The sequence below is a fragment of the Streptomyces sp. NPDC006393 genome (genome assembly GCF_040628575.1).
Taxonomy (GTDB): domain Bacteria; phylum Actinomycetota; class Actinomycetes; order Streptomycetales; family Streptomycetaceae; genus Streptomyces.
Map to the genome: position 1 here is coordinate 1 of NZ_JBEXZD010000051.1, position 21,393 is coordinate 21,393.

At 73.2% G+C, this 21,393-nt stretch carries 15 protein-coding genes; 11 read left to right on the forward strand and 4 right to left on the reverse strand.

Annotation, left to right across the window (positions count from 1 at the left end):
* Positions 1-208 precede the first annotated feature (208 nt).
* A complete protein-coding gene (locus ABZ484_RS21460; protein WP_358867494.1) occupies positions 209-1,450 on the forward strand; it encodes a benzoate/H(+) symporter BenE family transporter in 1,242 nt (413 codons plus the stop codon).
* A 15-nt stretch (positions 1,451-1,465) separates the two neighbouring features.
* Here ABZ484_RS21460 and ABZ484_RS21465 read toward each other — a convergent pair whose 3' ends face one another.
* Complete coding sequence (locus tag ABZ484_RS21465) at positions 1,466-2,242, reverse strand: TetR/AcrR family transcriptional regulator (protein ID WP_358867495.1); 777 nt, start codon at positions 2,240-2,242, stop codon at positions 1,466-1,468.
* A gap of 154 nt (positions 2,243-2,396) precedes the next feature.
* Between ABZ484_RS21465 and ABZ484_RS21470 the strand changes: the two genes are divergently transcribed.
* Positions 2,397-3,623 carry a DUF418 domain-containing protein gene (locus ABZ484_RS21470; RefSeq protein WP_358867496.1) on the forward strand — a complete coding sequence of 409 codons (1,227 nt, stop codon included), beginning with the start codon at positions 2,397-2,399 and terminating at the stop codon, positions 3,621-3,623.
* 24 nt (positions 3,624-3,647) lie between these two features.
* On the opposite strand, the gene ABZ484_RS21475 is transcribed toward ABZ484_RS21470, so the two are convergent.
* Together ABZ484_RS21475 and ABZ484_RS21480 are read right to left on the reverse strand one after the other, a co-directional pair.
* The gene (locus tag ABZ484_RS21475; protein WP_358867497.1) at positions 3,648-5,861 is read right to left on the reverse strand and encodes a glycoside hydrolase family 3 N-terminal domain-containing protein; all 2,214 of its coding nucleotides are present in this window, start codon (positions 5,859-5,861) and stop codon (positions 3,648-3,650) included.
* Between the two features lie 278 nt (positions 5,862-6,139).
* Positions 6,140-7,027 carry a LuxR C-terminal-related transcriptional regulator gene (locus ABZ484_RS21480; RefSeq protein ID WP_358867498.1) on the reverse strand — a complete coding sequence of 296 codons (888 nt, stop codon included), beginning with the start codon at positions 7,025-7,027 and terminating at the stop codon, positions 6,140-6,142.
* 129 nt (positions 7,028-7,156) lie between these two features.
* Here ABZ484_RS21480 and ABZ484_RS21485 point away from each other — a divergent pair, with 129 nt between their 5' ends.
* The 9 genes from ABZ484_RS21485 (at position 7,157) to ABZ484_RS21525 (ending at position 18,710) form a co-directional block, all read left to right on the forward strand.
* On the forward strand, positions 7,157-8,782 hold the full coding sequence (locus ABZ484_RS21485) for an AMP-binding protein (RefSeq protein WP_358867499.1): 1,626 nt from the start codon (positions 7,157-7,159) through the stop codon (positions 8,780-8,782).
* A gap of 65 nt (positions 8,783-8,847) precedes the next feature.
* Complete coding sequence (locus tag ABZ484_RS21490; protein ID WP_358867500.1) at positions 8,848-9,882, forward strand: alpha/beta hydrolase family protein; 1,035 nt, start codon at positions 8,848-8,850, stop codon at positions 9,880-9,882.
* Between the two features lie 136 nt (positions 9,883-10,018).
* Positions 10,019-12,022, forward strand: coding sequence for a CocE/NonD family hydrolase (locus tag ABZ484_RS21495; RefSeq protein WP_358867501.1), 2,004 nt, complete (start codon positions 10,019-10,021; stop codon positions 12,020-12,022).
* Complete coding sequence (locus ABZ484_RS21500; RefSeq protein WP_358867502.1) at positions 12,019-13,635, forward strand: ABC transporter substrate-binding protein; 1,617 nt, start codon at positions 12,019-12,021, stop codon at positions 13,633-13,635. The genes ABZ484_RS21495 and ABZ484_RS21500 overlap by 4 nt, the downstream gene beginning before the upstream one ends.
* A gap of 5 nt (positions 13,636-13,640) precedes the next feature.
* On the forward strand, positions 13,641-14,582 hold the full coding sequence (locus ABZ484_RS21505) for an ABC transporter permease (RefSeq protein ID WP_358867503.1): 942 nt from the start codon (positions 13,641-13,643) through the stop codon (positions 14,580-14,582).
* Positions 14,579-16,555: a dipeptide/oligopeptide/nickel ABC transporter permease/ATP-binding protein gene (locus ABZ484_RS21510; protein WP_358867504.1), complete on the forward strand. Its 1,977-nt coding sequence runs from the start codon at positions 14,579-14,581 to the stop codon at positions 16,553-16,555. Before ABZ484_RS21505 ends, ABZ484_RS21510 begins: the two co-directional genes overlap by 4 nt.
* On the forward strand, positions 16,527-17,402 hold the full coding sequence (locus ABZ484_RS21515) for an ATP-binding cassette domain-containing protein (RefSeq protein WP_358867505.1): 876 nt from the start codon (positions 16,527-16,529) through the stop codon (positions 17,400-17,402). The genes ABZ484_RS21510 and ABZ484_RS21515 overlap by 29 nt, the downstream gene beginning before the upstream one ends.
* Positions 17,403-17,413: 11 nt before the next feature.
* On the forward strand, positions 17,414-18,175 hold the full coding sequence (locus ABZ484_RS21520; protein WP_358867506.1) for an SDR family NAD(P)-dependent oxidoreductase: 762 nt from the start codon (positions 17,414-17,416) through the stop codon (positions 18,173-18,175).
* A 202-nt stretch (positions 18,176-18,377) separates the two neighbouring features.
* Positions 18,378-18,710: a putative quinol monooxygenase gene (locus ABZ484_RS21525; RefSeq protein ID WP_358867507.1), complete on the forward strand. Its 333-nt coding sequence runs from the start codon at positions 18,378-18,380 to the stop codon at positions 18,708-18,710.
* 18 nt (positions 18,711-18,728) lie between these two features.
* Here ABZ484_RS21525 and ABZ484_RS21530 read toward each other — a convergent pair whose 3' ends face one another.
* Positions 18,729-21,149 carry a SpoIIE family protein phosphatase gene (locus tag ABZ484_RS21530; protein WP_358867508.1) on the reverse strand — a complete coding sequence of 807 codons (2,421 nt, stop codon included), beginning with the start codon at positions 21,147-21,149 and terminating at the stop codon, positions 18,729-18,731.
* Positions 21,150-21,393 lie beyond the last annotated feature (244 nt).

Below are 21,393 nucleotides of genomic sequence, written 5' to 3' on the forward strand. Positions count from 1 at the left end.
TCTCTAGTGTTCCACAAACAGAACGTTCCGTTTATGGAACGGCGGGTCCGGAGGGGCGCGGAGGGGTTCGGAAGGGTTCGGAAGGGTTCGGAAGGGTTCGGAACAGTCTGTCGCCGACTCCTGCCCGGCGCACCGCTCCGCCCCGCCCGGCTCTGCCCCGCCCCGCTCCGCCCGCATCCCGCCGCCCTCGTCCCGGAAGTTGCCCCGCATGCCCTCCTTCACCGACCGCGTACGCGCGGCCGCCCCGCCGTCGGCCGTGGCCGCCGGACTGATCGCCGTCACCGTGGGCGTCACCAGCTCGGCCGCGCTCGTGTTCACCGCGGCGAAGGCCGCGGGGGCGGGGCCGAGGGAGATCGGCTCCTGGATGCTCGCGCTCGGCTTCGGGCTCGCCGTCACCTGCGTCGGACTCTCCCTGCGCCATCGCGCCCCCGTCGTCACCGCGTGGTCGACACCGGGCGCGGCCCTGCTCTCCACCAGCCTGGTAGGGGTGCCGATGGGGCAGGCCGTGGGCGCGTTCGTCTTCTCGGCACTGCTGGTCCTCGTCACCGGCGTGACCGGGTGGTTCGCCCGTGCCATGGACCGCATCCCCGTGCCGCTGGCCTCGGCGCTGCTCGCCGGGGTGCTGCTGCGGTTCGGCACCGGCCTGTTCAGCACGATGCACGACAGTTTCGCGGTCGCCTTCCCCGTGTTCGTGCTCTATCTCCTGGCGCGCCGGTTCGCACCGCGGTACGCGGTGCTCCTCGCCCTGGCCGGCGGTGTCCTCGCCTCGGTCCTCACCGGCGGGTGGCGCCTGGACAGGCTGCGGGTCTCGCTCGCCGAACCGGTCTTCGTCGCGCCGGACTTCGACTGGAAGGTCCTCGTCAGCGTCGGTGTGCCGCTGTTCGTGGTCACGATGGCCTCGCAGAACCTGCCCGGAGTCGCCGTGCTGCGCGGCTCGGGCTACGACGTGCCCGTCTCGCCGCTGATGACGTGGACCGGAGCGGTCAACGCACTACTCGCCCCGTTCGGCGCGTTCGGGCTGAACCTCTCCTCCATCACCGCCGCGATCTGCACCGGCCAGGAGGCGCACCCGGACCGGAACAAGCGCTACGCCGCCGCCGTGTGGGCCGGCGTCTTCTATCTCTGCGTCGGCGTGTTCGGTGCCACGGTCGCATCGCTGCTCACCGCCATGCCGCACGCCCTGGTGCTCGCCACGGCGGGCGTCGGTCTGCTGGCCACCATCGAGAGCTCCCTGACCACGGCCCTGTCCGACAAGGAGTCGCGGGAGGCCGCCGTCGTCACGTTCCTCGCCACCGCGTCCGGTGTCACGCTGCTGGGCATCGGATCCGCCTTCTGGGGGCTGCTCGCGGGCGCCCTCACCAGCGTCATCGCGAGCGCCGGGCGACGCCGGACCAGGCCGACACCGCCGGCCCGGCGGGCGGACACGGTGGGCGACACGGCCGGAGTGTGACGCAGCTCCTCAAGCTCACCTGGTCGCGGCGCCGTCCGTCGCGCGGGTGACGGCGGCTGCGACACCGTCGAGGATCAGCTCCAGGCCGATCGCGAAGTCGCTGTCCGCCATCGCCTCGTCGGTGGTGGCGGGCGGGGCCTCGAAGAGGGACGAGGCGAACAGCCGGGCCGACTCCGGGAAACGGCCGGGATCGACGAGCCGCGCCAGCGCGCGGCCGTAGTCCCGTTCCGCGCTCGCCTGGTCGGTCCCCTCGCCCCTGCCCGCGGCGAGATCCTGCGACTGCTGTACCGCCTGGCGCGCGTAACCGCTGATCAGGCCGAGTACGGCGAGCTTGCGCGCCCAGTCGAGACCGGTCCCGCGCAGTACCGCCAGCCCCGATTCCATCCAGGCGATGTGATGGGGCCCGGCGGGCGGACCGGACATCGGCACCCGGACGAGCCAGGGACGCCGCAGATACACCTCGCGCTGGGCGCGGGCCCAGTCGCGCAGGCCGTCGCGCCAGGACGGTGCGTCGCCGTCGCGTGCCGGCGGCTCGCCGAGAGCGGCGTCGCTCATCAGCACGAGCAGCTCGTCCTTGGAACCGACATAGCGATAGAGCGACATGCTCGTCACCCCGAGCGCGGCCCCGACCTTGGGCAGCGTCACTCCGGCGAGCCCGTCACGGTCTGCCAGTTCGACGGCCACCCCGACCACCCGGCCGATGTCGAGCGCGGCGGGCCGGCCCAGGCGCGAAGGCTCCGACAGGCGCCAGAGCCTGCGCAGGCCGTCCGGCACGGTGTCCTCGCTGTTCACGCACTTCCTCCATCGCTGCCACGGCCCGATCGACTGTCTCATCATCGCCCACCCTGAGCCCCGGCCTCCCCGCGACCTGGATTAGTTTCTCACCTATAGTTTCTCTGATATATAAATAAGGACCCGAGTCTGAAGCAGGGGGAAGGGGACACGGATGACCGTCGACCATGTAGATCGCGGCGTGCGGCCGGTGCGGGGGCCGGTGCGGCGTGCGGAGCGCGCGCTGGCGCCGGACCTCGGCAGGGGCGCGATGCTGCTGATCATCGCGCTCGCCAACGCGGCGGGCGTTGTGTTCGCGGGCGAACCAGGGGCCGAGCCGTCGCCCCAGGGCGTCGACCGCGGCGTCAACCTCGCCATGTTCACGCTGGTCCATGCCCGCGGATATCCGGTGTTCGCGGTCATGTTCGGCTACGGACTGGTCCAGCTGGCCCGCCGTCAGACGGCGGCCGGTGCGCCGCGCTCGGCCGTGCGGTCGGTGCTGCTCCGGCGCAACGCATGGCTCGTCGTCTTCGGGTTCGCTCATGCCGCGCTGCTCTACTACGGCGACTTCCTCGGCGCCTACGGCCTGGTCGGGATCGTCATGACCCTGGTGCTCCTCGAGCGGAGCGACCGGGTGCACCGGATCGTGACCTGGCTCTGGGCGCTGTCCGCGGTGGAGGTCCTGGTGCTCGGAACGCTCGTGGCCCGGGCGCTGTCGTCCGGTTCCGCGCCGGGCTCCGGCGCCACCGTCCCGAGCCGGCACGTCGACTCGCTCGCCGCGCCGGACTACCTCCAGGGCATGCTCGACCGGCTCGCCGAGTGGCCCACGCACACGGTGACGGTCCTGCCGTTCATCCTCATCACCTGGCTCGGCATGTGGGCCGCGCGCAAGCAGGTGCTGGAGGACCCGGCCCGCCACCAGCGGCTGCTGCGCCGCACCGCCGTGGCCGGCCTCGGCCTCGCCGTGGCGGGAGGGCTCCCGCTGGGGCTGGTGGCCGCGGGATGGCTGCACGTCGACGCCTCGACGGCGTCGCTCATGTCGACCCTCTACGCCGTCAGCGGCATGTTCGCCGGGCCCGGCTACGTCGCGGTGTTCGGTCTGATCGCCCTGCGCGTGTCGCGCGCCGCACCGGGCCCGCTGGTCACGTCGCTCGCGGCGCTGGGGCAGCGCTCGCTCTCCGGCTACCTCTTCCAGTCCGTCGCCTGGCTCGTCCTCCTCGCGCCGTACAGCCTGGGCCTGACCGACTCGTTGGGCGGCGGCTCGGTCACCGCGGTGGTGCTCGCCGTCGCCGTCTGGTTCGTGAGCGTGGCCGGCGCCGTGTGGCTCGATCGCCACGGCCGCACCGGCCCCGCCGAGTGGCTGCTCCGGCGGCTCACCTACGGCCGGCGCGACACCCGTTGACGGCCGAGGCGGCACACGGTCACGTCACTTGATGGTGAGAGCGCAACCCGTGGCGGTCGGGTGGGAGCCGATGCTCAGGTGGAGGTGGATGTCGCCCGGTTCGACGAGGAACTCGCCCTCGGGACAGTTCGTCCAGAAGCCGAAGTCCTCCGCGCCGAGGGTGAAGGTCACTGTGGTGCTCCGTCCAGCGGGGAGGTGGATGCGGCGGAAGGCCCGCAGGCGGCGAACGGGTTGGACGAGGCTTGCCACCGGGTCGCGGATGTAGAGCTGGACGACCTCGTCGCCGGCCCGGGCGCCGGTGTTGGTCACCGTCACGGAGGCTGTGACCGTGGCTCCTTCGAGGAGGGCCTGCGCGGTGAGGGCCGTGGTGTCCACGGTGGGCCGGCCGAGCTCGAACGTGGTGTAGCCGAGGCCGTGGCCGAAGGGGAACCGCGGGCCGTGGTCCAGGTCGAGGTAGCGCGAGCCGTAGCGCGGGGGCTGGGGTCCTGGGCCGCACGGGCGGCCGGTGTTCTCGTGGTTGTAGGCGATGGGGATCTGACCCGTGGTGCGGGGGAACGACACCGGGAGTCTGGCACCCGGGTCGACGGCGCCGAACAGCACGTCGGCCAGGGCGTGGCCGGCTTCGAGGCCCGGATGCCAGGCGACGAGGACCGCCGGCACCGCGTCGAGCCAGTCGCCGAGGGCGAGGGGGCGGCCGCAGGTCAGTACGACGACGCAGGGGCGGCCCGTGCCGGCGATCGCGGCGACGAGGCGGTCCTGCTCGCCGGGCAGGCCGATGGCGCTGCGCGAGCCGCCTTCGCCGCTCAGGGCCGCCGGCTCGCCGACCACGACCACGGTCACGTCGGACACCTCGGCCGCGGCGACGGCGGCCGCGATCCCGGACGTGTCCTTGCCCTCCGGGTCGACTCCCTTTGCGCAACGGATCTTTGCTCCGGGCACCGCTTGCCGGATGCCGTCCGCCATGGTGACGGCGGGGAAGGCGTCGGCGCCCGGCCCGGCCCACGCGCCGTTGAGGTCGGTCGACTCGGCGAACGGGCCGACCACCGCGATCGACGCGGCGTCCCGAGGCAGGGGAAGTGCGCCGCTCTCGTTCTTGAGCAGCACCATGGAGCGGGCGGCGGCGGCACGCGCGGCGCGACGGGCGTGCGCGGACGGTGCGGTGATCTCCGTGCGCTCGTCCGCGTAGGGGTTGTCGAAGAGACCGAGCCGGAACTTCAGACGCAGCACCCGCGCCACGGCGTCGTCCAGACGGCCGGCCGTGAGACGGCCGTCCGCCAGCAGTCCCGCACCGTGGTCGGCGAAGCAGGTGCTGACCATCTCCATGTCGACACCGGCGCCGAGCGCGAGCCGGGCGGCGTGCGCGGGGTCGGCGGCGAAACCGTGGGGCACCAGTTCCGCCACGCCCGTCCAGTCGCTGACCACGACGCCGCCGAAGCCCCAGTCCCGCTTGAGGACGTCGGTCAGCGTACGGGCGTTGGCGTGCGCTGGTACGCCGCTGACGGTGTTGAACGCGGCCATGACCGTGGCCACGCCTGCCTCGACGGCGGCCCGGAACGGCGGCAGGTGCAGGTTCCGCAGCCGTGACTCGGACACGTCCACCGTGTTGTACTCGCGGCCGCCCTCGACCGCGCCGTAGCCGACGAAGTGCTTGGCGCAGGCGGCCATGCGGTCCCGTGCGATCCGTCCGGCACCGTTGCCCTGGTATCCACGGATCTTGGCGGTCGCGAACGCCGCCGTGAGGCAGGGGTCCTCGCCGCAGCTCTCGGAGATCCGTCCCCAGCGCGGCTCGGCGGTGACGTCCATCATGGGTGAGAACGCCCAGTGGACGCCGGCCGACCGCGCCTCCTCGGCGGAGATGCGGGCCTCCTGCTCGGCGATGTCCGGGTCGAAACTCGCCGCCTGGGCCAGCGAGATGGGGAAGGTGGTCCAAAATCCGTGGACGACGTCCATGCCGAAGACCAGTGGAATGCCGAGCCGGCTCTCCTCGACGGCCATGCGCTGGAGGTCGTTGGTCGCGCGGGCACCGTGGAGGTTCAGCACGGAGCCCAGCCGGCCGGCGCGCGCGGCGCGTCCCACGAGGTGTGCCTGGTCGTGGCCGGGCCCGGTGTCGGCGGTCCAGGCGAGTTGCTGGAGCTGGCCCAGCTTCTCGTCGAGGGTCATCCGCGCGAGCAGTTCGCGGATCTCGCTCTCGTACGGGGCGGCGTGGCCCATGGCGTCGTTCGGCACAGGGCGGTCCATGACGTCGTCTCCTGGGATGCGAGTGCCCGGTGCGTGTGCACGCGGGACCGCTCGGCGCGCCGGCTGTGCGCGGGGCGGGCGGCCATGGTGTGCGTGGTGCCACGGGCACGGAGGAACCGGCGCTGTGCGCCGGGGAGATGAGCGGCGGACCGACGTCCTGACACGGCGGTTCCACTGGGCCGGGAACGATAGTGCACCGGGCCGGTGTCACGTCAACCCCGGGCCGGTCCGGGGCGGGCCCACGGCGGGCCGAGGCCCGGGTAGGGGGAAGGGTCCTGTCAGGGCAGCAGACCGCGGCGTCGTGCCGCGACCACCGCCTCCAGCCGGGAGCGTGCCTGGAGTTTGCGGGTGGCGCTGCGCAGATAGCTCTTCACCGTCTCGACGGTGATCCCGAGGTCGGCGGCGACCTGCGGGTTCGTCCAGCCCAGAGCGACGCAGGCGAGCACGTCCAGCTCACGGGCCGACAGCGGTGTCTCCTGCCGTCGCACCACCGCGCCGTCCGCGGGGCGGGTGTCGCCGCCGGCCGTGGAGAGCTTGTGGCACACCGCCTCGATCCGCTCCCGCAGCGTCGGGTCGTCGGTGTTGTTGGCCAGGATCCGCAGCTCCGTGTAGGCCTCGCGGAGCTGTTCCCGGTGGGTTCCGGCCGGCTCGGGGGCGCCCGCCGCCCTCGGCTCCGGCACCCGCTCGTCGAGCCAGCGCAGTCGCCGCGCGAGTTCGTCCTCGACCGCCAGGTCCTGCTCCAGCTCCCGGGCCATCTCCATGACGGAGTGGACGATCCGGTCCCCGAGCGGTGTGGCGCTGCGTACGGCGCCGTACAGCACACCGCGCACCCGGCCGCGGACCACCAGGGGCACGGCGACCAGGGCCCGCAGGCATTCGGCCTGGATGATGTGGTCGTAGTGGTGGCTGATGCCCTGCGAGCCCACGTAGTCGTTGACCAGTTGGGGCCTCCGCAGCGTCACCGCCTTGCCGCCGAGTCCGCGCCCGGGGTCGAGGACGGCCCCGCGCAGCGCCCCGGCGATGGCTCCGACGAACTGCGTGAGCTGCAGTTGCATGCCGCTGTTGACCGCTCCGCCGAAGGTGAGGGGCAGGTCGGTGGCATCCCGCAGCCGGGCGAGTGTGCGCTGTATCCGGGTCTGGTCGTCTGCTGCCACAGAGCGGTTCACGCCGCCTCCTGGAATGAGCCGCGTCGCGGGGGCGCCCCCCTCAGTCGGGGGTACCTCGCGCTGCCACCGCGCCGGAAACATCTGGTTAACAGTCGGGCATCAAGGTGCCCCATGGATCCGGGAGCCGCAATGACTTTGCCACACGAACGCGTCGCGGAGACCCTGGCGGCGGTCGCCGGGCCTGAGGCCGTCGCCGCCGGGCTGCTGTGCGACCGACATCCGCCGGACGCCGTCGCCGTGCGGGTCGTCGAGCCGGACCTCACCAGCACCGGCCTGACCTACGGTGAGTTGCACGACCGGTCCGCACGGCTCGCGACCGCGCTGGCCGGGCTGGGAGTCGGGGCGGGCGACCGGGTGGCCACGCTGATGCCCAAGTCGGCCGACCTGGTCGTGGCGGCCCTGGCGATCTGGCGGCTCGGGGCGGTGCAGGTCCCCCTGTTCACCGCCTTCGCCCGGCCCGCGATCGCCCTGCGGATCACCGGCAACGGCACCAAGGCGGTGATCTGCGATCCGTCGCAGCGGCCCAAACTCGCACCGGGCGACGGCATACCGGACGCCCCCGAATGGCGGGTCATCAGCACCGGTGCCGCCACCGGAACCGACCTCGCCCTGCACGACCTGCTCACGGCGGAACCCTGGCCGCACCCCGTGGCCGTCGGCGGCGACGGAACCCTCGTCGAGCTGTTCACCTCGGGCACGACCGGCACCCCGAAGGCCGTATCGCTCCCGCTGCGGGCCGTGGCGGCGATCCTCATGTACCAGGAGTACGGTCTCGACCACCGCCCCGACGACGTCTTCTGGAACGCGGCGGACCCCGGCTGGGCGTACGGCCTGTACTACGGGCTGATCGGCCCGCTCGCCCTCGGCCGGACCACACTTCTGCTGCACAGCGCGTTCTCGTCCGAGCTGACCTGGTCCGTCCTGGCGAGGTTTCGCGTCACCAACTTCACCGCGGGACCCACGGTGTTCCGGGCGCTGCGCGCCCATACCCCGGCGCGGACCGAGCCCCTCGCGCTGCGGCACTGCTCCTCGGCCGGCGAGCCGCTCGGCGCGGACGTCGTCGCCTGGGCCGAGCGGACACTGGGCGTTCCGGTGCGCGACCACTACGGTCAGACCGAGCTCGGCATGGCCGTGGCCAACGCCTGGCATCCCGAGGTCGCGGCGCCCCTGCGGCCCGGTTCGATGGGCCGTGCGCTGCCCGGCTGGCGCCTCGACGTGCTGCGTCCGGACGCGGACGAACCCGCGCCGCGCGGTACGACGGGCCGGCTCGCGGTCGACGTGGAGTCGAGCTTTCTGATGTGGTTCACCGGCTACCGCGACGCCCCTGAGCGCACCGCGGAGCGCTTCACCGCCGACGGCCGCTGGTACCTCACCGGTGACGCGGCGGCCCAGGACGACGACGGCTATCTCACCTTCGCGTCACGCGACGACGACGTGATTCTGATGGCCGGTTACCGCATCGGCCCGTACGAGGTGGAGAGCCTGCTGGAGCGGCACGAAGCCGTGGCGGAGGCCGCCGTCGTCGGCGCTCCGGACGACCTGCGCGGCGAGATCGTCGTCGCCCATGTGGTGCTGCGGCAGGGCGCCGAGCCGGGCGACGCGCTGGTCGACGAGCTCCAGAAGCATGTGAAGTCGCACCTCGCCGCGCATGCCTATCCGCGTGAGATCCGCTTCGTGAAGCGACTGCCCCGCACGCCCAGCGGCAAGCTCCAGCGCTATCTGCTCCGCGAGAGCGGCGGCTCCCGGCCGTCCTGATCCGCGCCCGACTCCCCTGAGAAATCCTCCCTTTCCCCACGTCCCAGGAGGCGACGATGCCCCGCATGGACCGACGTAGATTCCTCACGGGTGCCGCCGCGGCCGCTTCGGCGGTCGCGTTGACGGCCACCCCCGCCGGCGCCGCGGCCCCGCCGGCCCGGCACAAGGCCAAGCCGGCACGGCGCGCGGCCGGCACGTTCGGCGACGCCCGCGTCGTGGCCGAGACCTACGTCGACGCCCGGACCCTGGACCTCACCATCGACTCCCCCGCTCTCGCCGACCCGGCGGTGAAGGTACGGCTGCTGTTGCCGCCGGGGTGGACCCCGAACCCGGCCCGCACCTGGCCGGTGCTGTATCTGCTGCACGGCGCGGGCGACGACTACTCGTCGTGGACCCGCTCCACCGACGTCGCCGCGCTGACGCGGGACACCGGCGTCCTCGTCGTCATGCCGACCGGCGGCCGTGCCGGCTTCTACTCGGACTGGTGGAACCACGGCTTCGGCGGCGCTCCGGCCTGGGAGACGTTCCATCTCGTCGAACTGGTACGCATCCTGGAAGGCGGCTACGGCGCCGGCCCGCGGCGCGTCATCGCCGGTCTGTCGATGGGCGGCTTCGGCGCGATGTCGTACGCGGCCCGCCACCCCGGCATGTTCCGTGCCGCGGCCGCGTACAGCGGTGTCGTCCACACCACGTACACCGGACCGCACGACCCGAGCCCGTTCGACGGTCCCGCGCTGGTGCGGGGCACCCTCCAGGTGGAGGGGTTCGACCCGGACGCCCTGTGGGGGGACCCGGCCGTCGATCCGGGGCGGTGGTCGGCCCACAATCCGTACGACCTCGCGTACCTGCTCAAGGACATCCCGTTGTACGCCTCCAGCGGCAACGGCCGGCCCGGCCCCTTCGAGCCGCCGGGCACACCGGCCGATCCCAACATCGAACCGCTGATCGAGATCATGACCGAGGCGTTCGTCGACCGCCTGCACCAGGTCGGCGCGAACATCACGGCCAACCTCTACGGCCCGGGCATCCACAACTGGCCCTACTGGGAGCGCGAGTTGCACGCGTCCTTCCCGCTCCTCATGAACGCGGCCGGCGTCTGACCTGACGCGGAGCCGGCCGAGAAGAGGCGCGGTTCCGCGTGCCCGGCCTGACACGAGCACGCGGAACCCCCTCGAAGCCGACGCGCCATCCCTTTCCCGACACAGTCACAGCTCCTGCTCGTGGCGAGAGGCCACCATGAACGCACCCGAACCTCCCCTCGAAGGCCCGGGCCGCCGCTACGGCGTCGTCGTGCACCGCGACGTCCGCATCCCCACGGCCGATCCCGATGTCACGCTCTCCGGCGACCTGTTCCTGCCCGAGGGCGCCGCCCCCGCACCGCTTCTCCTCACGCTTCTCCCCTACCGCCGCGACGTCGCCGCCCTGTCGGGCTCCGCCGTCTTCCGCTGGTTCGCCTCGCGCGGCTACCCCTCGCTGCTGGTGGACCTGCGCGGTCTCGGGTCCTCCGACGGCGTGCGCAGGCCACCGTTCCACCCGCAGGAGGCGGACGACGCGCTCGACGCCATCGCCTGGGCCGTCCGTCAGCCCTGGTGCGACGGCACGGTCGGCATGTGGGGCGGCTCCTACGGCGGGATGACGACGATGCGCACCGCGGCCCGGCGCCCCGCCGCACTGCGTGCGATCGTCGTCCTCGAAAGCACGGACGACCCGGGCCACGACTTCGTCCACCCCGGTGGCACCCGCGGCGCGCTCGGCCCGCTGGGCCTGTGGTCGATGACCATGCTGCTCGGCCAGCTGCTGCCGCCGCTCGACGACTACGCCGACCTGGCCGAGCGGGCGCGCTGGCGCACTCGCCGGAGCGAGCGCCCGCACCTGCTGGACCTCTTCGGCCCGGGCCCCGGCGACCCGGTGTGGGACCGCGCGCGCATCGACGCCTCGGCGATCGACGTCCCCGCACTGTGCTTCGCCGGATGGCGGGACCTGTTCTGCGAGGGCACGCTGCGGGCGTACGAGAAGATGACCGGGCCGAAGCGGCTGATCGCGGGACCGTGGCTGCACACCATGCCCCACGAATCGCCGCACGTGCCCGTCGACTTCCTCCAGCTCGCGCTGGCCTGGTGGGACCGGTGGCTGCGCGACGAGCCGAACGACGCGGACAAGGCGCCGCCCGTCAGCGTGTACGTCGAGGGAGGCGACGCGCCGCGTTGGCTGGGTCTGCCGGACTGGCCCACGGGCGACAGCGCCGTGCCGGTGCATCCGGCGACCTGGACGTGCACCGTGGCGGTGCGGCCCGATCCGGCGACCGGCGCACTCAGCGGCCTGTGGGCCGTTCCGTCCGGGCCCTTCGGCCTCCCTCTCGACCAGCACGACGACGACACCCGCGGTCTGTGCCTGACATCGCCGCCGGGTCGCGAGCCACAACTGCTGTGCGGGCGTCCCGTGGTGACCGTCACCGCGCCCTGGCCGCGCGTGTCGGTGAAGCTCACGGACGTCGATCCGATGGGCCGTTCCACCCTGGTCTGCGCGGGTCTGTGGGCCGGGGAGCCGCTCGCCGGCGGCACCGTCGACGTCACGCTCGGTCCGACGACGTACGAAGTGCGTCCCGGACACCGGCTGCGCGTCGTCGTCGCGCCGGGCGACTTCCCGCGTGTCTGGCCCGAGGAGCCGGGGCGCGCGGACGCGTGGCCCGAGGTGACCGGACTGGTGCTCCCCGTCCTGCCCGCGGAGCGCGTCGGGAACGCCGACGTGCTCGACTTCCCGGCCCCGGATCCGAGTTCACTCCTGGAGCTGCTGTCCGTGGCCACCGGCACGGCCTCCGAGCCCCCGGCCCCGGGCACGGCACCCGTCCCCGCCGCCGCCTCGGCTTCCGGCCCACCCGTCTGGGAGATCGCCGACGACCACCTCGGCAACACGGTCTCCGTGCGCATCGCCCTGAGCGACGACGGAGCGGCCGTACCGCACACCCACGGCCGTGCCCACCGCGTGCGCGGCCGGCAGGAGATCGCCGCGACGGCCGACCGCGTGCGGCCGGACGCCGCCACCGTCACCGTCAGCGCCTTCGGCGAAGTCCACACCGACACCGGTCACCACATCACCGTCGACGCCGACATCACCGCCCAGGCCTCCGGTGTGCGGGCCACCGGCCGGATCACGCTCGACGGTCACCTGCTGTTCGACCGCCAGTGGACCGCCGGTCCTCCTCACCCGCCCGCCCTCTCTCACGACAGGAGCCCACGATGAGCACCGCATCCCTCGGCGGGACACTCCCCGCCCGCCTCACCCAAGCCCCGGCGCCGGACCGGGCGGGCCTGTCGCGACGGCGGTTCGCGGCCACGGCGACCGTGCTCGCCTCCGGGCTGACGCTGGCCGCGTGCAGCGGTGGCGCCGGTTCCGCCGGCTCGGCGACCTCGCACAGCACTCTGCGCATCGGACAGTTCTGGCCACCGGTCAGTCTCGACCCCGCCAAGGCCGGCGGCGAGTCGCTGTTCTACCTCAACCCGGCCTACGACCCGCTGATCCACCGCGCCGCCGACGGCAGTCTGCGACCGCGCCTGGCGACCTCGTGGAGGTACCTCGGCAAGGGCAACACCGCCTTCGAGATCAAGCTCCGTGCGGGCGTGACCTTCAGCGACGGCGCGCCGCTCGACGCCGAGGCGGTCGAACGGAACATCGCGTACTTCAAGCGGGCGGCGGGCCAGGCGGCGGCCTTCCTCGCGCCCGTCGCCAAGGTGGAGGCACTCGACGAGCACACGGTCCACCTCGCTCTTTCCCAGCCGCACCCGCAGCTGCCGGCGCTCTTCACCCAGGACTACTTCGCGGGCAACCTGATCAGCCCCCGAGCGCTCGCCGATCCCGGCACACTCGCTCGCCGTACCTCCGGCGCGGGCCCCTACATGCTGGCTCCGGCCGAGACGGTGGCGGGCGACCACTACACCTATGTGCCCAACCCGAGGTACTGGAACGCGAAGGACCGCCGCTACGACAGGATCGTCATCAAGGTCCTGCCCAACGAGAACACCGCCCTCGCCGCGCTCAAGACGGGCCAGGTGGATGTCATCTCCGGCAGCTACGCGATCGCCTCCGGCGCGGCGCGGGCGGGGCTGAAGGTCGCCTCCAGCCCCAACATCGTGATGGGCATCCAGCTCAACGACCGTGCCGGGAAGCTGTGCCCGCCGCTGCGTGACGTCCGCGTGCGGCAGGCCCTCAACCACGCCGTGGACCGCGAGAAGATCACCAAGGCGTTGCTCGGCGCCTACGGCACACCCACCGACCAGCCGGCGGTGCCCGGTCAGGACGGCCACAACGACACCGTCTTCTACCCCCACGACCCGGTCAAGGCCAAGCAGCTCCTGGCCGCGGCCGGGTACGCCGACGGCTTCACCCTTCCGGTGGTCGTCCCGTCGACCCCCGCGTTCCCCGGGGAGATCGCCCAGGCCGTAGCCGCCGACCTGGAGAAGGTGGGCGTCCGGATGCGGATCACGGCGAAGGACCCCGCCGGCGCGGCGCAGGAGATCACCAGGTATCCCGCGTCGACGATGGGTTGGGGGGCGCTGCCGGTCTACTTCATGGGCCGGGGGCTGTGGCTGCGGGACGCCGTCGGCATGAACCCCTTCCACAGCTTTGATCCCGAACTGGAGCGGCTGGACCCGCAGGCGGCCGCCGCGGACGAGAAGACCCGCGCGGGCCTGGACCGGGACATCGTCCGGCGGGTGGTGGAGCAGGCCTGGTTCCTGCCGGTGTGCCTGAGTCCGGTGTTCCTCTTCCACCGCGACAGCGTGCGGATCGAGGCGGTGCGGGACAGGCCGTTCCCGAGCGTCGTCGACTGGCGCCCGGCGGCGGACCCGGGAGCCTGAACGCCATGCCGCGGTTGATCGCACGCCGGCTGCTGGTCTCGGCCGTGCTCGTCCTCCTCGTCTCACTGCTGACGTTCCTGCTCCAGGCGGCGGCTCCCGGAGACACCGCCCGCACGATCCTGGGCGATCACTACAGCCCCGAGGCCCACCGGCTCCTGGCCCACCGACTGCACCTGGACGAACCGCTGCTGGTCCAGTACGCCCACTGGCTGGGCCACGCGCTGCGCGGCGACCTGGGGTCCTCGCCGATCAGCGGACTCGACGTCGGCGCGGAGATCGCGGGCCGTCTGCCGGTGACGCTCTCACTGATCGTGTGCACGACCACCGTCACGGCCGTGCTCGGGGTGGCGCTGGGTGTGCTGAGCGCGGTGCGCGGCGGGCGCATCGGCCGTGCCGTGGACCTGGTGTCGCTGATCGGGTACGCGTTGCCGGGGTTCTGGCTGGCGCTGGTCCTGGTCGCCCTGCTCGCCGTGGCCGTTCCGGTGTTCCCCGCGACCGGGTACGTGGCGTTCTCCGACGCCCCCGGCGGGTGGGCGCGCAGTCTCGTGCTGCCCGTGGCCACCCTGGCGCTGCCCGGGATCGCGGTGTTCGCCAAACAGACACGCGACGCGATGCTGGAGGCCCTCTCCCAGGACTTCGTCACCACGCTGCGCGCCAACGGGGCCTCGCCGGCCTCCGTCGTCCTGCGGCACGCACTGCGCAACGCGGCCATACCCGTGGTGACGCTGGTCGGTCTCACCTCCGTCGGCCTGCTCAGCGGCACCGTCTTCGGGGAGGCCGTCTTCGCCATGCCGGGCCTCGGCGGTCTCGCCGCGCAGGCCACGACCCAGCACGACATCCCCGTGATCCAGGGCGTGGTCGTGGTGTTCACGCTGGTGGTCGTCGCCGTGAACCTCGCCGTCGACCTCGCCTACGCCCGGCTCAACCCCAAGGTGCGTGTGCCATGACCGAACCGCCCTCCGCCGTACGACGCCGCCGACCCGCGCCGATGATGCGCACCGTGCTGCGGCGCCCGGCCGCCCTCGTGTGCCTGGCGTACCTCGCGCTGCTGGTCCTGGCGTCCCTCGCCGCTCCGTGGCTCGCGCCGCACGGCCCGACCGCCACCGACCTGGACCACGTCCTCACCGGTCCGAGCGGGGCGCATCCGCTGGGCACCGACAACCTGGGCCGGGACGTGCTCAGCCGCCTCATGTACGGCGGCCGGCCCAGCCTGACCGACGCCTCCGTTGCCGCGGCGACCGTGCTCGTCGTCGGCGCCGGCTGCGGGGTCACGGCCGGTTTCCTCGGCGGCTGGTTCGACCGGGTCTTCTCCTGGGCGGTGGACGTCATGCTCGCGATCCCCGTCCTGGTCACCCTGCTCGTCGTCCTGGCCGTCGTCGGCGACCACCAGGTCCTGGCGATGGCGGTGCTCGGGGTGCTGGTCTCCCCCGGCGTCGCCCGGGTGGTGCGGGGTGCCACCCTCGCCGTACGGCAGGAGTTGTACGTCGCGGCGGCCCGGGTGAGCGGCCTGAGCCGGCGTCACATCCTCGTGCGCCATGTGCTGCCGCGGGTGGCGGGGCTGGTCGTCGTCCAGGTCTCGCTGTTCGCCGGCGGGGCCCTGATGATCGACGCGGGTCTGAGCTATCTGGGGTTCGGCGCCGACCCGCCCACGCCCACCTGGGGCAACATGATCGCCGACGCGGCTGCCGTCACCGACCGGCAGCCCTGGCTGCTCGCGCCACCCGGTGTCGTACTCGGTCTGGCGATCCTGGCGTGCGGGGTGCTCGGCGACGCCGTCCGGGACGCCGGCGCGGGCCGGTCCACCACGGCCACGCCACCCGCGCCCCGCACACGCCCGTCGCGGTCCCGGATGACCCGGCCCCACAAGGGCACATCGCACCCACCGGTGGCCGCCTCGCGCAGGGACTCCTCCCCCGCCCTGCTGTCGATCCACGGCGCCACCGTCGCGCTCCCCGGTCCGCACGGCATGACCACCGTCGTCGAAGGCGTGCACCTCGACATCGGCCGCGGGGAGACCGTGGGCCTGGTCGGCGAGTCGGGCTGCGGCAAGTCCGTCACCGGCCGGGCGATCCTGGGACTCCTGCCCGGCCGGGGCGAGGTCACCGAGGGCAGCGTCGTCTTCGACGGCACCGAGCTCGTGGGCGCGGACCCGCGGACCGTCCGCGCGCTGCGCGGCAGGCGCATCGCTCTGGTCTCGCAGACTCCCCTCACCTCCCTCGACCCCGTGATCCCGGTCGGCGAACAGATCGCGGAGCTGGTACGCCGCCACCACGGCGGCACACGCCGGGCCGCCCGTGCCCGGGCCGTCGAACTGCTGCGCGCCGTACGCGTCGCCGAGCCAGAACAGGTTGCCACCCGCCATGTCCACGAGCTCTCCGGCGGGATGGCGCAGCGCGCCGCCATCGCCCTGGCCCTCGCCGGGGAGCCGGACCTCCTGATCGCCGACGAGCCCACCACCGCACTGGACGCCGGCGTACGCGCCGAAGTCCTCGACCTGCTCCGGCAGGTGCAGCGCGAGCGCGGCCTGGCGGTCCTGCTCATCAGTCACGACTGGAAGGTCGTCGCACGGATGTGCCGGCGGACGTACGTGATGTACGCCGGCCAGGTCGTCGAGTCGGGTCCGACGGCCGATCTGCTCGCGCGCCCTCGGCACCCCTACACGGCCGGACTGCTCGCCTCGGCGCCCGGCCGCGCCGCTCCCCGAGAGCCGCTGCGGGCGATCCCCGGCACGGTTCCGGCTCCCCACGAGTGGCCCCGGGGCTGCCACTTCGCCGCCCGCTGCGCGCTCGCGACGCCGGCCTGCGCCGCGGCGGCCGTGCCCCTGCTGGAACCCGCGCCCGACCGCGGCACCCGCTGCCTGCGGCACACCGAACTCGGCAAAGGAGACGACCGTGACCGAGCGACCGCCGTACGTTCCTGACGCCACCGCGGCCGAGGGGCAGCCGTGCGCTCCTGAGACCGCCGTGGCCGCGCGGCCGCCGACCGTCGCGACCGAGCCCCTGCTCGAGGTGCAGGGGCTGAGTGTCTCCTACGGACGGCGCGGCCGGAGCCGGGGCCCGCTGCGCCCCGCCGTCGACGGTGTCACCCTGCGCCTCTCCCGCGGTGAGACCCTGGGCCTGCTGGGCGAGTCGGGCTCCGGCAAGTCGACGATCGGCAACGCGATCCTGGGCCTGGTGCGGCCCACCGCCGGGCGCATCGTCTTCCACGGCGCAGTCCAGGACGAGGACATCACGCACGCGCCGCCCGCGCGGCGCCGCCGGCTCGCCCGGCACATCCAGGTGGTGTTCCAGGACCCGTACGGTTCGCTCAACCCCTCGCGCAGCATCGGCCAGACCCTGAGCGAACCCCTGCACATCATGCGGCGGCACACCCGCGGCCAGGCCGCGGTACGTGTGAGCGACACCTTGAACCTGGTCGGTCTGACCGCGGACGCCGCCGAGCGCTACCCTGCCGCCTTCTCCGGGGGACAGCGCCAGCGCATCGCCGTCGCCCGCGCCCTCGTCCTCGAACCCGACCTGATCGTCTGCGACGAGCCGACCAGCGCCCTGGACCTGTCCGTGCAGGCCCACGTCCTCAACCTGCTCGTCGAACTCCAGCAGACCCTCGGCGTCGCGTACTTGTTCGTCTCCCACGATCTCGACGTCATCCGCCACGTCGCACACCGCGCGGCCGTGCTGCGCGCGGGAACCGTCGTCGAGGAGGGCACCGCCGACCGGCTCACCACCCATCCGTCCCACCCCTACACACGGACCCTCCTGACAGCTTGAGGAGCAGCACGTTGCACATCGAGGGAAACGTCGTACTGATCACCGGAGGCGGGTCGGGCCTGGGTCTGGCGACCGCGCGCCGGCTCGTCGAGGCCGGAGCCACGGCCGTACTCGTCGATCTGCCGGCCTCGGACGGGGCGCAGGCCGCCGAAGAGCTGGGAGACCGGGCCCGTTTCGTCGCGGCCGACGTCACCAGCGCGGAGCAGGTGGCGAGCGCCCTGGACACCGCCGAGGGACTGGGGCCGCTGCGCGCCGTCGTCACCTGCGCCGGGGTCCTTCGGGGCATCCGTCTGCCGGCGGGGGACCCGGTCTCCGGTCTCGCCGCCTTCCGCGGTGTGGTCGAGGTCAACCTGACCGGAACCTTCAACGTGGTCCAGCTCGCCGCCAGGCGCATCGCCGCGCAGCAGCCGATCGGGGGCGAGCGCGGCGTTGTGATCACGACGGCCTCGGTGGCCGCGTTCGACGGACAGATCGGACAGGCCGCCTACGCCGCGTCCAAGGCAGGCATCAGCGGAATGACGCTTCCGTTGGCGCGGGACCTCGCCGAGAGCCTGATTCGGGTGGTGAGCATCGCGCCGGGCCTGTTCGAGACGCCCATGCTCGCGGGACTGCCGGACGCGGCCCGGGCGGCTCTCGGCGCACAGGTCCCGCACCCGGCCCGCCTCGGCGCCCCGCACGAATACGCCGCTCTGGTGGAGCACGTCCTCACCAACCCCATGCTCAACGGCGAAACCGTCCGACTGGACGGCGCTCTCCGCATGGCGCCCCGCTGACGCCCGGACGGCGTGGGCCGGCCTGCAGGGGCCGTCCCACGGGTGCGCGGCCCGCGCAACGGCGGCAACGGCAGGAGCGGCGACGGCAGGAGCGGCGACGGCAGGAGCGGCGACGGCAGGAGCGGCGACGACAGGAGCGGCGACGGCAGGAGCGGCGACGACAGGAGCGGCGACGACAGTACGAGGTCGTACGATGCTGCCCATGATCTTCATCACCGCCAAGTTCCGAGTCCGTCCCGAACACGCCGACCGGTGGCCCGAGATCACCGCCGACTTCACCCGGGCGACCCGCGCCGAGCCGGGCTGCCTGTGGTTCGACTGGTCCCGCAGCATCGAGGACCCGACGGAATACGTGCTGGTCGAGGCGTTCCGTGACGACGAGGCCGGGGCCGCTCATGTGCAGTCCGCACACTTCAAGGCGGCGCAGCAGTCGCTGCCGCCGCATCTGGCCGAGACGCCGCGCATCGTCAACATGACCGTCGAGCAGGACGACTGGTCCCTGCTCGGGGAGATGGCGGTCCCCGGGCAGGAGTAGCGGTCCCGCCGGGGGCGGTCAGGTGAACGCGCCGCCCAGGGGTTGTTCGGTCCACACCGTCTTGCCGTCGCGGCTGTAGCGGGTGCCCCAGCGTTCGGCCAGCTGGGCCACCAGGAACAGGCCGCGCCCGCCCTCGTCGGTGGTGCGGGCCCGGCGCAGGTGGGGTGAGGTGTGGCTGGTGTCGCTGACCTCGCACACCAGAGACCGTTCACGGATGAGCCGCAGGGTCGCCGGGCCGCCGGCGTACCGGTAGACGTTGGTGACGAGTTCGCTGGCGATCAGCTCGGTGGTGAACGCCAGGTGTTCCAGGCCCCATTCGGCCAGCTGGGCGGAGGTCAGCTCGCGGGCCCGGGCGGCGCTTGCGGGCTCCGGTGGCAGCTGCCAGGAGGCGACGTCGTCCGGTGGCAGCATGCGGGTGCGGGCGATCAGCAGGGCGACGTCGTCGCTGGGGCGCGCCGGCACGAGGGAGTCGACCACTGCTTGGCACGTCCGTTCCAGTGCGTCCGCGGGGCGGGCGAGCGCCCGGCGCAGGGTGGCCAGGCCCGCGTCGGCATCGAGGTGGCGTTCGCCGATGAGACCGTTGGTGTAGAGGCACAGCAGGCTGCCCTCGTCCAGTTCGATGTCCCGGGCCTCGAACGGCAGGCCGCCCAGGCCGAGTGGTGGGCCGGCGGGCAGGTCGAGCAGGGCCGCCTGTCCGTCCGGGGCCGTCACCACCGGCGGCGGGTGGCCGGCGCGGGCCGCGCAGCAACGCCCGGAGACGGGGTCGTAGACGGCGTACAGGCAGGTGGCGCCGACGACCTGCTCCCCCACGGGCCGCTCGCCCGCCGCCTCCTGTTCGGCCGCCAGCAGCAGGATCAGATCGTCCAGTCGGGAGAGGACCTCGTCCGGTTCCAGGTCGAGGCTGGCCAGCGTGTGTACGGCGGTACGCAGCCGGCCCATGGTGGCGGCGGCGTGGATGCCGCGTCCCACCACGTCGCCGACGACGAGGGCGACCCTGGCCCCGGACAGAGGGATGACGTCGAACCAGTCCCCGCCCAGGCCCGGGGCCGCGCTGGCCGGCAGGTACCGCAGGGCCACCTCGACGGCCGACTGGTCCGGGACCGTACGGGGCAGCAGGCTGCTCTGGAGGGTGAACGCGGTGTGCTGCTGCTGGGTGAAGCGCCGGGCGTTGTCGATGGCGACGGCGGCGCGCGCGGCGAGTTCCTGGGCGAGGGTGAGGTCGTCGGCCTCGAAGGGCTCGGGGCGGCGCGTACGCCACAGGGTCATCACGCCGAGCACCAGGCCACGCGCGGCCAGGGGCACCACGATCAGCGAGTGCGCGCCGAGTTCCGGAGCGTGGGCCCCTTGGCGGCCTTGGGACGAGAACCAGCCGGGCGGGAGCACGGGCTCCAGGACGGGCCGGCCTTCGGCCAGGCATCTGGCTTCGGGCGTGTCGGGTGCGAACTCCACCGGCTCGCCCTGGGGGTGGGGCGGACCGGGTTGCCGGGCGCCGACTCCGCTGGTCCCGACGCGTACGACGGGCCCCGCCAGTGCCTGCGCCGGTTCCTCACCGAGCGTCACCTGCTGAAGGAGGTCTACCGAGGCATGGTCGGCGAGGTGAGGCACCATCGCCTCGGCGAGTTCCCGGGCGGTCTCCGCCGCCTCGAGGGTGGTTCCGATGCGGCTGCCGGCCTGGTCGAGGAACGCGAGCCGACGCTGGGCCCGATAGCGTTCGGTGATGTCCTCGATCATCTCGGCCACGCCCAGGATGCGGCCGGAGGGATCCTCCATCGGGAAGGACGAGACCATCGCGACGCGCTCGCGTGCCGGGTCCCACTCCATGCGGACCAGCTGCTCGGAGTAGACCATGGGTCTCCCGGTCTCGAGCACCCGGCGCACCCGGTCCACGGCCCTGCGCGCGTCGTCGGGCAGGAGGAAACAGCCGGTGGGCAGCCCGCGGAAGTCCGCTGCCGGGACGCCGGTGACGCGTTCGATCGCCCGGTTGACCCGGAGCAGCCGCAGGTCGGGGCCGTGGACGACGAGGCCGATGGGGCACCGGCGGTACAGCCCGTCGAGCACCGCGCGGTCCCTCTGCCACTCCAGGACGTCGATCGCGAGCGCTCCCGCCAGAAACCACTCGCGGGTCCCGTCGTCGCGGGTGAGCGCATGGGCCCTGAGCCCCATCTCCACGAGCCGCCCGTCGCTGTGCCGCACCTTCAGCACCCCGAACCAGCCGCCGGTTCTCCTGCATCGTGCCGCGGCCTGTCGTGCGGCCGGCCGATCGCGGGGATCGACGAGGACATCCAGTGCCGGACGCCCGAGCACCGCGGCGTCCGGATGGCCGAGCAGTTCCTGGGCCCGCCGGTTCCAGCCGACCACGGCTCCGCGGTCGTCGAGCACCGCCACAGCGGCCAGGTGCTGGGCGAACGGATCGTCGTGGCTTTCGCTGAGCTCCGTCATCCGCTTCTCCACCACCGGGCTCCACCTCGTACCAGGTCAGCGGCGTTCTGCCGCGGGTCCTGACCGCGGCCGGTGACCGGCATGACGGGGTCCCGTGCGGTGTGGCTCGGCGTACCCCCCTTGCACGCTGACCTGCTGACGCTCCGTAAGCCTAGTGAACGGGGCGGGTTCGCGGCGGCCACGCCCGCCGCACGGCGCGGCGTGGCGTGGCAAGCACGAAGGTCCGCTCGGGCTGAGGCCGCGC

Excerpts from the sequence above, each read along its gene's own strand:
- ABZ484_RS21470 (WP_358867496.1), top strand. The coding sequence starts at position 2,397 with ATGACCGTCGACCATGTAGATCGCGGCGTGCGGCCGGTGCGGGGGCCG.
- ABZ484_RS21460 (WP_358867494.1), top strand. The coding sequence starts at position 209 with ATGCCCTCCTTCACCGACCGCGTACGCGCGGCCGCCCCGCCGTCGGCC.
- ABZ484_RS21485 (WP_358867499.1), top strand. The coding sequence starts at position 7,157 with ATGACTTTGCCACACGAACGCGTCGCGGAGACCCTGGCGGCGGTCGCC.
- ABZ484_RS21495 (WP_358867501.1), top strand. The coding sequence starts at position 10,019 with ATGAACGCACCCGAACCTCCCCTCGAAGGCCCGGGCCGCCGCTACGGC.
- ABZ484_RS21490 (WP_358867500.1), top strand. The coding sequence starts at position 8,848 with ATGGACCGACGTAGATTCCTCACGGGTGCCGCCGCGGCCGCTTCGGCG.
- ABZ484_RS21505 (WP_358867503.1), top strand. The coding sequence starts at position 13,641 with ATGCCGCGGTTGATCGCACGCCGGCTGCTGGTCTCGGCCGTGCTCGTC.
- ABZ484_RS21475 (WP_358867497.1), bottom strand. The coding sequence starts at position 5,861 with ATGGACCGCCCTGTGCCGAACGACGCCATGGGCCACGCCGCCCCGTAC.
- ABZ484_RS21510 (WP_358867504.1), top strand. The coding sequence starts at position 14,579 with ATGACCGAACCGCCCTCCGCCGTACGACGCCGCCGACCCGCGCCGATG.
- ABZ484_RS21530 (WP_358867508.1), bottom strand. The coding sequence starts at position 21,149 with ATGACGGAGCTCAGCGAAAGCCACGACGATCCGTTCGCCCAGCACCTG.
- ABZ484_RS21525 (WP_358867507.1), top strand. The coding sequence starts at position 18,378 with ATGATCTTCATCACCGCCAAGTTCCGAGTCCGTCCCGAACACGCCGAC.
- ABZ484_RS21500 (WP_358867502.1), top strand. The coding sequence starts at position 12,019 with ATGAGCACCGCATCCCTCGGCGGGACACTCCCCGCCCGCCTCACCCAA.